The following is a 13,694-nucleotide window of genomic DNA, read 5'->3' on the forward strand; positions in this document are numbered from 1 at the left end:
CATAATGGACCAGTGACGCGAATCCTGATCATCGGCGGCGGCATCGCGGGCGCCGCTGCGGCGCTGGCCGCGCACAAGGCGGACATCCGGGTGACGGTCTTCGAGGCGCATCCGGACAGCGGCGCGGACATCGGAGCGTTCCTCACGCTGGCCAGCAACGGCATGATCGCGCTGGCCCAGTTGGACGCGGCCGACGCGGTGGCCGAGGTGGGGTTCCCGCTGACGTCCATGCGCGTCACCTCGAACACGGGCGATGTGCTGGCGGTCACACCGATCGGCGAGCAGACCGACCCGCTCCGCCACTACCGCTGCATCGGACGGGCCGAACTGGGCATCGCCCTGCGCGCGGAGGCCGAGCGGCGTGGCATCGAGATCGTGCACGGCAAGCGACTCACGGGCGTCGACGACGGCACGGTGACGTTCGAGGACGGCAGCACGGCCACGGGTGACCTCGTTCTCGGGGCGGACGGCCTGAATTCCACGGTCCGCCACCACATCGCCCCGACCAGCCCCCGCTACGCCGGCCAGCGCGTCTTCTACGGCTACACGGCCGACGCGAAGCCCGATCACAAGCCGGGACGGATCGACATGATCCGCGGCAGCGGCACGGCCATGGGCTATGCGGTGTCACCGGAGGGGGAGACGAACTGGTTCTGCCGCGTGCCGGAGACGGAGCTGTCGGTCGAGGAGATCGCCGCCGGCTCTCCGGACCAGTGGCGGGAGGCCCTGCTGCCGTTAGTACGGTCGGATGCGACGCCGGCGGCGGACATCATCGCGGCCACGACCGACCGGCTGATGGTGACCAACGCGAAGGACCTGCCGGAGGGCATGCCCTGGCGAAAAGGCCGCATGCTGCTGATCGGGGACGCCGCGCACGCCGCCTCCCCGGCGACGGGCCAGGGGGCGTCGATGGCGCTGGAGGACGCCGTGGTGCTGGGCAAAGCGCTGCGCGACCTGGGTGTGACGGCTGAGGCCCTGGACGCCTACGAGGTCCTGCGCCGGCCCCGGGTCGAGCAGAACATCGCCACGAGCGCCCGGTTCACGGCGGGGCGGACGCCGTCGCAGACGCCGCCCCGGCAGCGGCCGACGCCGTCGCAGGACGAGGACCTCATGGCGCAGCTGGACTGGTCGCGGCCGATCTGAGGTACCGAATCTGATGTACCGGGGTGCCATGAGGTCTGCCCGAGCGTCCACCGCAGGTATCTGGGGCGCAGACGGGCAACACCTGTGAGCCGTGAAGGTCGGCCGCTACGATGGCCAGTCCTTTCACGGGTAAGGTCGAGCCACGGGTGCAGGAGAGGGAGTGCCGTTGTCAGTGGCACCGACGCGCTGCGAGACGTGTGGGAACGAGCTGCCGTCGCGGGGCGACGGACCGGGGCGTCCAGCCCGGTTCTGCTCGCGTGCCTGCCGGCAGCGGGCCTACCGCCTGCGCACCGGTGACCAGCCGGCCGAAGCCGAGCTCGGGAACGGCGCGGAGCCGCAGGCCACGTCCGCGCGGCGGCTGCCGGCCAGCCGGGACGCCTTCATCGGGCGGGTCCAGGAGCTGACCGACATCGGCGTGCTGCTGCGCCGCGCCCGCCTGGTGAGCCTGGTCGGCCCGGGCGGCGCCGGCAAGACGCGGCTGGCCGCCGAGTACGCGGCGCGGGCGGCGGCCACGTATCCGGACGGCGTGTGGATCGTCGAGCTGGCCCCGTTGACCACCGATCACCTGCTGGCCCAGACGATCGCGTCGGCGCTGGGCGTGCGGGAGCAGGCCGGCGAGGACCTCGTGGATACGGTTGTCCTTGCGCTGCAAGGGAAGCGTGTACTGCTCGTGATCGACAACTGCGAGCACCTCGTGGACGCGAGCGCGTCGCTGGCCGACGCCCTGCTGACCGGCTGCCCGCAGCTGCGCGTGCTGGTCACCAGCCGGGAATCCCTTGACCTGCCGGGGGAAGCGGTGCTGCGGGTGGGCCACCTGTCGCTGCCGCACGAGGTGGTCTCGTCGCGTTCGGACGCAGTGCAGCTGTTCGTGGAGCGGGCCCGGCTGCTCCGGCCCGACTTCGAGTTGACCGACGTGAACCGCCCGGTGGTGGCGGAGATCTGCATGCGCCTGGACGGCATGCCGCTGGCCATCGAGCTGGCCGCGCGCTGGGTGCGTGTGCTGTCGGTGGAGGAGATCCTCGCGCGCCTCGACGACCGGTTCGAGCTGCTGTCACGGGGCCCGCGCACGGCCGCGGCGCGGCACCGTGACCTGCGGGCGACCATCGAGTGGAGCTATGAGCTGCTCGACGACACCGAGCGGGAGGCCCTGCGCCGCCTGTCGGTGCTGTCCGGCGACTTCAGCCTGGACTCGGCCGGCGCGGTGTGCGGCACGAGCGCGCAGCGCACGCTCCGGCTGCTGGCCGACCTGGACGCGAAATCGCTGGTCGTGGCCGTGCCTGGGGTGATGCAGCGGTTCCGCCTGCTGGAGTCGATCCGGATGTTCGGGCGGGAGAAGCTGGCCGAGGCCGGTGAGGTCGACGAGATCCACGACCGTCTGGTCGGCTGGCTGTCCTCGATCAGCGAGTCGCACTACGTGGACCAGATGCTGACCACGGTGGACGACGACGGTCCGCGGGTCGACGACGAGCGCGACAACCTGTTGCCGGCCGTGGAATGGACGACCGCGCGCCGCGACGAGCGCCTGGCGGTGTTGGCGGCCGCGCTCGGCGGGGCCTGGCGGCGTCAGGGGCACACAGTCCAGATCCGCAAGCTGCTGGAGGCCGCGCTCACGATCACCGCGGCCGATAATCCGCACCGCATCCTGGCGCTGCTCGAACTGGGCTGGTTCAACATCGCCGCCGGCGACTTCGAACGGGCTCACGAGCTCGCGGCGGAGGCGAGGCGGCTGGAGGAACAGCGCGACCGGCCGATGGTGCTCGGCCGTAGCATGACGCTGCTGTCGCTGATTTACCAGGCACTGGACGACATGCCGAGCAGCACCCGGTGCGCCGAGCGCTGCGTGGAGTTGGTGCGCCCGCTGGGCCACCCGCTGGACACCGCGGTCGCCCTGCACAATCTGGGCTACGCCGCGATGGCCGGCGGCGATCTGGCGCGGGCGGCGGAGCTGATCGAGGAGAGCCTGCCGGTCTACCTGGAGCTCGCCGATCCCGTGAAGCAGATGGAAACCCTGCACTCGGCCGGCGCGATCGCGTTGGAGCGTGGCCGGATCGACCAGGCCGGCGACTACTTCCTGCGCAGCGTCGAGGCCTGCCCGGAGGCGCACGCGCCGTCCACGTATCCGTTGGAGGGCCTGGCGATCGTCGCGGCGCTGACCGGCGAGCCCAAGCGGGCCCTGCTGCTCGGCACGGCCGCGGCGGCGCAGCTGCGCAAGTGGCGGATGCGCCGGGAACCGTTCTGGCGTGGGCATGTCGACACCGCGATGGCCACCGCTCGGGCCGCGCTGGGCGCGCAGGCCGCGCGGGAGGCCACCGAGGCCGGCGAGCGGATGACCCTGGAGCAGGCGATCGCCTACTCGTTGCGGGCGCCGATCGTCGACGAGGACGACTCGCCGCTGTCGCAGCGCGAGTGCGACGTGGCGATGCTGACCGCGGAGGGCCTGACCAACCGGGAGATCGCGATCCGGCTGTCGATCTCCGAGCGGACCGTGGAGACGCACCTGCTGCACATCCGCACGAAGCTCGACCTGCGCACCCGCGCCCAGGTCGCGGCGTGGGCGGTGGAACAGGGCCGGGTTTCGTCACGGTCCTGAGCCCTGTGGGTTTCCCCGATGCCGGGGCCCGGCCGATGGTTGAAACTAAAACCATGGCTAGGGGAGAGAAGGTCGTCCGGGCGTTGTACCAGCAGCACGGGGCCGCGCTGATGGCGTACGCGAACCGGTTGACCGGGGGCCGCCAGGCCTGGGCCGACGACGTCGTCACGGAGACGCTCGTCCGCGCGGCCAAGGCCGGTGACCTGGGCAAGGACATTCAGGCACGGCTGTGGCTGTTCCGCACCGTGCAGGACGTGGTCGGCGAGGGCACCGACAGCGTGGTGCCGGTGGCGCAGCGCCGACAGCTCGCCGTCGCCGACGCGCTGTTCGCGCTGCCACCCCGGCACCGTGACGTTTTGGTCGCGCCCAAGCCCGGCGCCGCCGCCACCAAGGACGCCTTCGCCGCGCTGCACGCGTTCAGGAGCGCGCTGGCGGCCCGCGGCGTGACGAAATCAGGTCTCGACGATCTGCTTGCCGAGCGGCAGCAGTGACACCGGGATCAGCTTGAAGTTGGCCACCCCGAACGGGATGCCGATGACCGTGACGCAGAGCAGGAAGCCGGTGACCAGATGTCCGAGTGCCAGCCACCAGCCGGCAACCACCAGCCAGATGATGTTGCCGAGCACCGCCCCCGCACCCGCCGACGGCTTGTCGACCAGGGTGCACCCGAATGGCCACAGCGCGTAGCTCGCCATGCGGAACGACGCGATGCCGAACGGGATCGTGATGATCAGCACGCAGCAGATCACGCCGGCCACGGCGTAGCCCAGCGCCATCCAGAAGCCGGACAGCACCAGCCAGATCAGGTTCAGCAGGGTCTTCATGCCCCCATCCTGCCCGGGCGGCGCCACCGGTGGCGCCGCGACGGGCGAGGTCCAGGGTCATTTCAGGGTCGGCATCAGGGTGGCGGCCCCGACTGGTCAGTGCGCCAGCAGCTGATCGAGGAACGACCGGTAGCCGCGCAGCGCGAGGCGGAGATCCTCGGTCTCGGCGCTCGATCCCTCGCGCCACTTCTCCTCGAGCAGGTGCTTGCGCTGGCTGAACGCTGAGGCCAGCGACTGCATCAGCTCGGCGACCAGCACGTCGGCGTCCTGCACGGACCGCTTCGGGTCGTCGACGAAGCCGGCCTGCACCTCGTGCCAGCGACCGCGGAAGCGGGCCGCGTCGGCCTCGTCGAACAGCACGTCCGCCGCGGCCGGGCCGGTCTCGCCCTGGTCGGTCGTGCCCTGGTCGGTCCTGCGCTGGCCGGGCACCGGGGTCTCGTGCTTGGCCTTGTCCTGATTCGGCTCGCGCTGGTCGGTGAGCGTCGCGCCGGACTCGCGCCGGCCGGCCAGTCTGGTGTCGGCGGGCTTGGCCGTCTCGTCGATGGTGGTGACGCGGTTCTCGTCGTCGGCGAGCCGGTCGCCGGAGATCCGGTCCGAGTCGGTGCGAGTGGCCTTGTTCTTGTCGGTGTCCGCGCGGCCGGTGGCCATGCGGTCGGAGCCGCCACGGCTGGTTTCCGTACGGTCGGAGTCGACGCGATCGGTTTCGACACGGTCGGCGTCGGTGCGGTCCGAGTCCATCGGGTCCGTCCGCTCGCGGGGCGTGCCGGCGGTCGCCGGCGTGGCACCGGTGTTGGTCGAGTTGGCGATGTCGTCGGTCGTGGTGGGGTTCTTGTGCTGCTGCGGCATCACTTGCTCCGTTCCGTCGTGGCGTGGTCGAGGAGGTCCTCGACGAGCGTGCGGTAGTGGCGCATGGCGTTGCGCAGGTCCTCAGTGGACGGCGGGTCGTCGTCGCCGCGGCTGGAGATGTCGTGTGCGATGCGGTAGTTGCCCAGCACCTTGGAGTGCTCGACGGACAGGTCGGCGATCTGCTGCTCGGTGCCCTCGACCGGGTAGCCGCGGTCGCGCATGATCTGGCCCACCAGCTCGTCGGCCCGGCGGACCGCGCCGCGCGGCGAGTCCACGAACTGCTCCTGCGCCCACGCCCAGTCGCGCAGGTAGCCCTCGCGGCTCTCCTCGGTCAGCGGGCGCAGCTCGAACTTCTCGTGCCGGCGCTGGCGCTCCTCGAGCTCCTGCTCGGCGGTGCGGCGATCTCCCTTGTCCCGCACCAGATGGTCGTACTCGGGGCCGAATTTCGCTTGCAGCTGCCGGCGCTTGAGGTAGGGACGGGCCGCGAGCCCGGCCGCCAGCAGAACGACTACGACAACGACCACGATCACGATGGCTGTGGTCGACATGGGGTCCTCCTTCGTCGATGTGACCACCGACGATTGCCCGGTTCTCGCCACGCGAAACGTGTGTTGGTCCGGTTCGGAGGGGGAGTGGGGCCAGGGGGAGCAGTCGGCGTTGCGCCGGCCGGGGGTTACCGCCAGGTACGCAGCTGCTCGCCGGTCAGCTGGGCGAACACGCCGGCGACACGGTTGTACGCGGTCGGTGAGAAACCCTTGAGCAGCCCCGTGCGCGCGCCGTCGGCCGGGTCCCAGACCTCCATGCCCTCATCGGTGACGGTGTGCAGCCGGCCCTGGTGGGCCCACATCCGACCGGTGGGGCTCTCGGTCGCGGTGACGAATGTGCCGTCGGACAGGAAGGCGGCCGGGTAGTAGGTGGTCCAGTTGTCGTCGTCGCCCCGGTCGAACTCCAGCGCCAGCGAGCCGTCCGACAGGTCGATCACTTCGCCGTAGCGGCCGAAATTCGTGACCACGGCGGCGAAACGGCCGTCGTGCGAGACGTGGATGCCCGGGCCGATGTCGAAGTCGTCGATCGCGTCGTCGGGGTCGTACGACTCGGCGTGGCCCCGCTCGCCGATGTGGTCCGGGCTGCCGTCGTCGGCGATACGGACCAGGCCGTCCTCGGTCAGCGCCAGCCAGCCGCCGGGCAGCGCCGCCAGGCCGTCCGGGTTGAGCGGAACCACGGTGCAGGCAACAGAAGTCACGTGGCCGCGGGACAGGTTCTGCATGCCTCAGGTCATAGCACGTACGAGCCGATCAGCTGACTGATCTGTCGGATGTCGGACTCGCCGCGGAACTCGAAGCGGACCTTGCCCAGGCCGCTGAACCACAGGTCCAGCTCGGCGTCGAGGTCGAAGTGGCCGGCGGTCTCCACCGAGAAGGCCTGGATCTTGCTGTACGGCAGGGAGGTGTAGTCCTTCTTCTTGCCGGTCATGCCCTGCACGTTGACCGCGATCACCCGCTTGTTGGTGAACACGACGAAGTCCCGCACCGTCTTGAACGCGAGATGCAGCTGCTCGCCGGGCACGATCAGCGGCTCCACGCTCTTGGCGATGTCCTGCGGATCGATGCGGGCCAGCTTGAGCAGCGTCGCCTTCTCGAAGTCAATCATGTACCGAGGGTAACCATGACACCGGTTATCATGGGCGGAAATCGGGACATTCGGGAAAGGGACCATGGTGGGCGTCCCCGTGATCGTGCTGGCCGGATTTCTCGGCGCCGGCAAGACAACACTGCTCAACCACCTGCTGCGGACCGGTTCCGGCACGCGCATCGGGGTGGTGGTCAACGACTTCGGCGCGGTCAACATCGACACGATGGCGGTCGCCGGCCAGGTGGACGCGATGGTGTCGCTGTCCAACGGCTGTGTGTGCTGCGTGACCGACGAGGGCGGTCTCGACGACGTGCTGGGCAAGCTGACCGGCGCCGTGGACGTGATCGTGGTGGAGGCCAGCGGCATCGCCGAGCCGCAGGCCGTGGCCCAGCAGGTGTTGGGCAGCGCCGACCCGTCGGTGGAGTACGGCGGCCTGGTCGAGGTGGTGGACGTCGTCGAGTTCGCGGCCATCCGCCTGCGGCATCCGGAGCTGGACAAGCACCTGCGCGTCGCGGACCTGGTGGTGCTGAACAAGGTCGACCGGGTGGACGCCGCCGCATTGGCCGAGGTGTTCGCCGTAGTGACGGAACTGGCCGAGGGCGCCGCGATCGTCACCACGGAGCACGGGCGCCTCGATCCCGGGCTGCTGTTCGACCGCCGCGAGCGCCCGAAGTCGGCGCAGCTGTCGTTCGACGACCTTGAGGACCACAGCGAACACGTGCACGCGCTGTACCAGAGCATTTCGTTCGAGTCCGACGAGCCGATGCATCCCGAGCGCCTGGTCGAGTTCCTCGACGGCCGCCCGGAGGGCGTGTTCCGTATCAAGGGCTATGTCCACTTCGGACAGCCCGAGCGCTACGAGCTCCAGGTGGTCGGCGGCTTCCTGCACTTCCGGCGTGCCCGATGGGGTAGAGCCGAGCCGCGCCGCACCAGCCTGGTGGTGATCGGCGTCGACATGAGTGGCATCGAGGAACAGCTGGTCAGCTGCGTGGGGGAGGGCGACGAGCGGGCCATGTTCGCGGTGCACCGGCACACCGAGGCCTGAGTTCGTTATTCAACAGCTGTTGAGTTTACCGGCGCGTGGTCCTAACCTCGGCGTCATGTCGACGCTGACCTTGGACTTCACCCGTATCGACGGCACCATGCCGGCCTCGGTCGGCGGCAAGGCGGCCAACCTGGGCGAGCTGACGGGGGCCGGGCTGCCGGTGCCGCCCGGCTTCTGTGTCACCACCGAGGCCTATCGCCGCGTCGCGGCCGGTGTCCCGCTGGACGAGGTGCGCGAGGCGCTGCTGGCGGTGGAGATCCCCGCCGACATCGCCGACCAGATCCGGGCCGGCTACGAGGAACTGGGCGCGGACGTCCCGGTCGCCGTGCGCTCGTCGGCCACCGCGGAGGACCTGCCGTTCGCCAGTTTCGCCGGCCAGCAGGACACTTTCCTCAACGTCGTGGGCATCGACAGCGTGCTGGACGCCGTGCGCCGGTGCTGGGCCTCGCTGTGGACCGACCGCGCCTACGCCTACCGCGAGAGCAACGGCATCGACCACGCTGCCGTCGAGTTGGCGGTTGTCGTGCAGCGCATGGTCGACGCCGAGGTCGCCGGCGTGCTGTTCACCGCCAATCCGGTCACCGGCCGTCGGCGCGAGGCGGTGATCGACGCCAACGCCGGTCTGGGGGAGACCGTCGTGTCCGGCTCGGTCAACCCCGACCACTTCGTGGTCGACACCGCCTCGGCCCGGATCCTCCAGCGACAATCGGGAGACAAGAAGATCGCCATCCGATCGGTCGCCGGCGGTGGCACACAAGAGGTTTCGCTCGACTCCGCCGAGCCCTGCCTGTCGGACAAGCAGATCCTCGCGCTGGCCGCGCTCGGCGACCGCGTCGAACGGCACTACGGCAGCCCGCAGGACACCGAGTGGGCCATCGACGCCGCCGGGACCCTGTGGCTGACCCAGGCCCGTCCGATCACCACGCTGTACCCGGTGCCCGACAGCCCCTCCAACGACGGCGGGGGTCGTCGCGCGTACCTGTGTGTTTCCGTTGCGCAGGGCCTCTATCGCCCCATCACGCCGATGGGCATGTCCTCGTTCCGGCTCATCGCCAGCGGTGGCCGCCGCATGTTCGGCCTGCCGGTCACCGACGCCCTGGCCGGGCCGGCCTTCTTCTCCGACGCCGGACAGCGCGTGTACGTCGACGCCACGGTGATCGTGCGCAGCCGCCTGGGCCGGTTCATCGTGCCCAGGATCTTCGACGTCATGGAGGCCCGGACGGCGGCCGCGATGCGATCGCTGTTCGACGACCCCGACATGTCGGTGCGCCCAGGCGCCTTCCGTGCGGCGCGGCACATCCTGAAGTTGGCGCTGCGCATGGGTTTCCCGTTCCGCCTGACCGAGGCCATGGTCCGGCCCGCGGCTGCCGACCGGCGTCTGGACGGTGTGGGCCGACGGTTGCTGGCCATCGCGGCACTGCCCGGCGAGCACGATTCGCGGACGCGGCTGGAGCACGTGATCAAGGCGCTGCCGGCGATCCCGACGATGCTGCCGAAGGCGCTGCCGGTGCCGCTGGCCGGGTTCATCATGCTGGCCTTCGCCCGCCGGCTGCTGGGCAGCGGCGAAGGGCTGGAGACCGTCCTTCGTGGACTCCCGCACAACGTCACCACCGAAATGGACCTGGAACTGTGGCGGGTGGCGGGCGAGCTGCGGGGCGTCGGCCTGTCCTCCGGAGAGATTCCACCGCCCGTGCAACGGTTCCTGGACCGCTACGGGCACCGGGCCGTCGCCGAGATCGACCTGGGCATGCCGCGCTGGTCCGACGACCCGGCCCACATCCTCGGCGTGCTGGCCAACTACCTGCGCCTCGACGACGCCGAGGCCGCCCCGGACGCCCAGTTCCGGCGCGGGGCCGCCGAGGCCGAGGCGATGATCCAGTCGTTGTCCCGCAAGGCCGGCGGCGTCCGTGGCCGCCTCGTCCGGTTCGCCCTGGGTCGCACCCGACGGCTGGCCGGCCTGCGGGAGACCCCGAAGTTATTCCTGATCCGGTTCCTGGCCGAGATCCGCCGCCAGCTCCAGCACGTCGGCGCGGACCTGGCCGCCGCCGACCGCATCGCCCGCACCGACGACGTGTTCTTCCTGTCGCTCAAGGAATGCCGGGAAGCGCTGGACGGCAAGGACTTCCGGGAGATCGTCGCCAGCCGGCACGAGTCGTACGACCGGGAACTGCGCCGCCGTCAGGTGCCGCAGATGATCCTGTCCGACGGCACCGACCCCGAGGCCATCGCCGCCCCGCCGGCCGACGGCGACCTGGTCGGCACCGCCGCCTCCACCGGCCACATCACCGGCATCGCCCGGGTGGTGCTGGATCCCGTCGGCGCGCACCTCGAACCGGGCGAGATTCTCGTTGCCCCGTCGACGGATCCGGGCTGGACGCCGCTGTTCCTCACCGCCGGCGGGCTCGTGATGGAGATGGGCGGCGCCAACTCGCACGGCGCCGTCGTCGCCCGGGAGTACGGGATTCCGGCCGTGGTGGGCGTCCCGAACGCCACGCGGCGGATCGCCACCGGCGACGAGATCACGATCGACGGGGCGGCCGGGACGGTGACGCTGCTGCCCGCAGCCGACCGAACTCCTCCGCCAGCGCCGGCAACTGCCAGTGGGCGTTGAGGCCGCTGGGATTGGGCAGGACCCACACCCGGGTCTCGCCGATCGTCGCCTCCTGCGGCCCGACAACGGCCTTGGGGGCGGCGAAGGCGGTCCGGTACGCGCCGACGCCCACCACGGCCAGGAACTTCGGCCGGTGCTCCAGCACGACCGAGACCAGCCGCTTCCCGCCCTCCACGAACTCCGACGGCGTCAACTCGTCGGCCCGGGCCGTGGCCCGGGCGACGACGTTGGTGATGCCCAACCCCAACCCCAGCAGCAACTTCTGTTCTGAGGGGTCGAACAACCGCGGCGTGAAGCCGGAAAGATGCAGTGCCGGCCAGAAGCGGTTGCCGGGACGGGCGAAATGGAAGCCGGTGGCCGCCGACCACAGCCCTGGGTTGATCCCGCAGAACAGGACGTTCAGCTCGGGAGCGACCAGGTCGTCGAGGACGGTGCCGTGGGCGGCGGCCAACTCGGCCTTGCTGGGCTTGTGCACCCGCCAAACCTAGTTGAACGGGTCCAGGGTCATCGTGGCGCTGGCCGGGTTGCCGTCGTTGACCAGCGACTCGAAGTTGCCCACGTCGTCGAAGGCGAAGGCATAGGCCTTGCCGTCGACCATCTGCGCGTGGATCTTGCGCGCGTACTGGTTGCTCACGGTGTCCACATAGAAGTCGGCCGCGTTCAGGTCCGGCTGGTTCGAGCTGGTCAGCAGCGTGGCCCGGTTGTAGCCGGCGCACAGCGTCCGCGAGATCGGCCCGCGCACCAGGTCGTTGGGCGCGTCCAACAGGTTGAAGCAGCCGAAGATGCTGTTGGCGTCCGGCTTCTGGAACGAGGTGACGACCTGCCCGGCGCTGTTGGTGAAGTTCATGACGTTGCCCGACACCCGGCCGAAGTACTTGGTGTTCGGCTGGTCGGCGAACGGCGTCACGGTCAGCGTGGAGCTGCTGTACCTGGTCCACACCCGGTTCACGTAGTCACTCATCACGGTGTTGGGCAGCGCGCCGGTCTCGATGCCGTGCCCGGGGGAGAGCGCGCGCAGGATGGAGCCGTCCGGCGCGGTCTGGATCAGGTTGGCCCAGCCACCCGGCTGGCCCTTCAGCGCGTTGAAGAACCCGGTGTAGCCGCCGGCCTTCAGATGCCCGGTGGTCTTCGACCCCACGCTCACGGCATAGGGCGCCGAGAACATGTCGACCTGGGTGCTGTTGATCCAGATCCCGGAGTCGTTGAGGGTGTACTCGGACCAGTTGAACAGGATGTTCCGGTTGGGGTCGCTGGGGTTCTGCACCGCCGGCTGCACCAGGCCGCCGGTGGTCAGCTTGAACACCAGCTTCTGGCCGTAGGAGAAGTACACCCGCCCCGAGAACTTGGGGATCCGGATGGTTGTCGACCCGCCGTTGCCGGGTCCGGCGATGGAGGCGTCCGGGGCGGGGGTGGGCGGGTTGCCGCCGGCGGGCCAGGCGTGGAAGCCGCCGCCCGCATCGGCCCAGCCCTGCTGGCCGGTGGCCAGGTTGGTGCCCAGGTCGTAGATGTACACCGGGCCGGAGCGCCCAGAGTTGTTGACGATCGTCAGTGGAATCGTGGCCGGCACCGCGGCCTGGGCCGGCGCTACCAGCACGCCGGCGGCGACTGCTGTCGCGGCGGCGATGGTGCACAACGTCCTTGTCGTGCGCATACGTGAAATCCCCTCGTCGTGGGCAGGGTGGCGAGGCGGCCGTGCTCTCGGTCAGGGTGTGAGAGCGCTCTCATGGTCACGCTCCCCGCCATTCCGTGTCAATGTCGGAACCGGTCCCGGGTTTCTTCGGACAAAGGTCTGGACCTCCGGTACCGGTACCGCGAGGCTGTGGGCATGTTGACCTCACGACTGGCCCGCGGGCTGGCCACGACCGTGGCGGTGGCCGCGGTGGCCGCCACGGTGACCACCGGCAGCGCGGCGGCCGCCGGCTCCCACCAGCGCGCGATCCCGGCGCACGTGTTCGCGCCGTACTTCCAGACGTACAAGCCGGGCGACCCGGCGGAGCAGGCCGCCGCCTCCGGCGCCCGCTACCTGACGATGGCCTTCCTGCAGACGCCGGTCGCGGGCTCCTGCGAGGCGACCTGGGACGGCGACCCCAAACGCCCGATCTCCCAGGCCGAGTACGGCGACTCCATCAAGCGCCTGCGGGCCATGGGCGGCGACGTGATCGCCTCCTACGGCGGCGGCGACGCCTCCGGCCACGGCACCGACATCGCCGACAGCTGCACGGATGTCGACAAGATCGCCGAGAACTTCGAGCAGGTGATCACGACCTACGACATCACCCGCATCGACCTCGACGTCGAAGGCCCGATGCAGAAGAACCTGGCCGGCGTGGATCGCCGCAACAAGGCCATCGCCAAGGTCGAGAAGTGGGCGGCCGCCAACCACCGCGTCATCCAGTTCGACTACACGGTGCCGACCGACGTCATCGGCATCACCCAGGGTTCCCGGGACATGTTGGCCAACGCCAAGGCCAACGGCGCGGACATCCACATCGTCAACATCATGACCTTCGACTACTACGACGACCAGCCGCACCAGATGGCCGCCGACACCAAGACGGCGGCCAACCTGCTGCTGGCCGACCTGCGCGCCCTGCACCCGGGCACGCCGGACGCCAAGCTGTGGGAGCAGGTCGGCATCATCGAGATGGTCGGCGTGGACGACTACGGCTCGGGCGGCGAGACGGGCCCGCTGGAGATCTTCACCCCGCGCGACGCGATCGACGTGACGGTGTGGTCATGGCTGCACAACATCGGCTCGCTGTCTTTCTGGGCGCTGGGCCGTGACAGCGGTTCCTGCCCAGGCGAGCACTCCGACGCCTGTTCCGGCGTGCAGCAGGCCCCCTGGCAGTACACCCGAACCATGGGCGCCTTTACCCACAACTAACCCATCTGTCAAGGCTGGGAAGTTGGGTAGGGAGCCTAGCTCCACACCGACGGGAGGTATGGTCCCGAGCGAACGTAAAAATAGCGGATGGGGGGGGGGTAGATGAGTTGGGGGGCGCC

Annotated in this window: 13 protein-coding genes; 6 read left to right on the forward strand and 7 right to left on the reverse strand. The window is 70.1% G+C overall.

Going from position 1 to position 13,694, the window contains the following annotated elements; translation table 11 throughout:
* Positions 1 to 12 precede the first annotated feature (12 nt).
* The 3 genes from AB0M73_RS31375 to AB0M73_RS31385 all read left to right on the forward strand — a co-directional run bounded on the left by AB0M73_RS31375 (position 13) and on the right by AB0M73_RS31385 (position 4,224).
* On the forward strand, positions 13 to 1,143 hold the full coding sequence (locus tag AB0M73_RS31375; protein ID WP_363898071.1) for an NAD(P)/FAD-dependent oxidoreductase: 1,131 nt from the start codon (positions 13 to 15) through the stop codon (positions 1,141 to 1,143).
* 172 nt (positions 1,144 to 1,315) lie between these two features.
* Positions 1,316 to 3,733 carry a LuxR C-terminal-related transcriptional regulator gene (locus AB0M73_RS31380; RefSeq protein WP_363898112.1) on the forward strand — a complete coding sequence of 806 codons (2,418 nt, stop codon included), beginning with the start codon at positions 1,316 to 1,318 and terminating at the stop codon, positions 3,731 to 3,733.
* Positions 3,734 to 3,786: 53 nt separating this feature from the next.
* Complete coding sequence (locus AB0M73_RS31385; RefSeq protein ID WP_363898074.1) at positions 3,787 to 4,224, forward strand: sigma factor; 438 nt, start codon at positions 3,787 to 3,789, stop codon at positions 4,222 to 4,224.
* Here AB0M73_RS31385 and AB0M73_RS31390 read toward each other — a convergent pair.
* The 5 genes from AB0M73_RS31390 to AB0M73_RS31410 form a co-directional block, all read right to left on the reverse strand.
* Entirely contained in the window at positions 4,186 to 4,557 is a 372-nt protein-coding gene (locus AB0M73_RS31390) for a YccF domain-containing protein (protein ID WP_363898077.1), read from the reverse strand. The genes AB0M73_RS31385 and AB0M73_RS31390 overlap by 39 nt on opposite strands.
* Positions 4,558 to 4,653: 96 nt before the next feature.
* Positions 4,654 to 5,403 carry a hypothetical protein gene (locus AB0M73_RS31395; RefSeq protein WP_363898080.1) on the reverse strand — a complete coding sequence of 250 codons (750 nt, stop codon included), beginning with the start codon at positions 5,401 to 5,403 and terminating at the stop codon, positions 4,654 to 4,656.
* Positions 5,403 to 5,951 carry a hypothetical protein gene (locus AB0M73_RS31400; RefSeq protein WP_363898083.1) on the reverse strand — a complete coding sequence of 183 codons (549 nt, stop codon included), beginning with the start codon at positions 5,949 to 5,951 and terminating at the stop codon, positions 5,403 to 5,405. Before AB0M73_RS31400 ends, AB0M73_RS31395 begins: the two co-directional genes overlap by 1 nt.
* A gap of 125 nt (positions 5,952 to 6,076) precedes the next feature.
* Positions 6,077 to 6,670: a hypothetical protein gene (locus AB0M73_RS31405; protein WP_363898086.1), complete on the reverse strand. Its 594-nt coding sequence runs from the start codon at positions 6,668 to 6,670 to the stop codon at positions 6,077 to 6,079.
* 8 nt (positions 6,671 to 6,678) lie between these two features.
* Positions 6,679 to 7,053: a PH domain-containing protein gene (locus AB0M73_RS31410; RefSeq protein WP_363898089.1), complete on the reverse strand. Its 375-nt coding sequence runs from the start codon at positions 7,051 to 7,053 to the stop codon at positions 6,679 to 6,681.
* 64 nt (positions 7,054 to 7,117) lie between these two features.
* Here AB0M73_RS31410 and AB0M73_RS31415 point away from each other — a divergent pair, with 64 nt between their 5' ends.
* Entirely contained in the window at positions 7,118 to 8,080 is a 963-nt protein-coding gene (locus AB0M73_RS31415; protein WP_363898092.1) for a GTP-binding protein, read from the forward strand.
* 55 nt (positions 8,081 to 8,135) lie between these two features.
* Positions 8,136 to 10,691, forward strand: a complete 2,556-nt coding sequence (locus AB0M73_RS31420) for a PEP/pyruvate-binding domain-containing protein (protein WP_363898094.1) — start codon at positions 8,136 to 8,138, stop codon at positions 10,689 to 10,691.
* Here AB0M73_RS31420 and mug read toward each other — a convergent pair.
* Both mug and AB0M73_RS31430 read right to left on the reverse strand, forming a co-directional pair.
* Entirely contained in the window at positions 10,600 to 11,166 is a 567-nt protein-coding gene (gene mug, locus AB0M73_RS31425) for a G/U mismatch-specific DNA glycosylase (protein WP_363898097.1), read from the reverse strand. The two genes, AB0M73_RS31420 and mug, sit on opposite strands and share 92 nt — an antisense overlap.
* A gap of 9 nt (positions 11,167 to 11,175) precedes the next feature.
* On the reverse strand, positions 11,176 to 12,342 hold the full coding sequence (locus AB0M73_RS31430; protein ID WP_363898100.1) for a glycoside hydrolase family 64 protein: 1,167 nt from the start codon (positions 12,340 to 12,342) through the stop codon (positions 11,176 to 11,178).
* Between the two features lie 174 nt (positions 12,343 to 12,516).
* On the opposite strand from AB0M73_RS31430, the gene AB0M73_RS31435 reads away from it, so the two are divergent.
* Positions 12,517 to 13,575 carry a glycosyl hydrolase family 18 protein gene (locus AB0M73_RS31435; protein ID WP_363898103.1) on the forward strand — a complete coding sequence of 353 codons (1,059 nt, stop codon included), beginning with the start codon at positions 12,517 to 12,519 and terminating at the stop codon, positions 13,573 to 13,575.
* Positions 13,576 to 13,694: the final 119 nt, after the last annotated feature.

This window comes from Kutzneria sp. NPDC051319 (genome assembly GCF_040682195.1).
Classification (GTDB): domain Bacteria; phylum Actinomycetota; class Actinomycetes; order Mycobacteriales; family Pseudonocardiaceae; genus Kutzneria.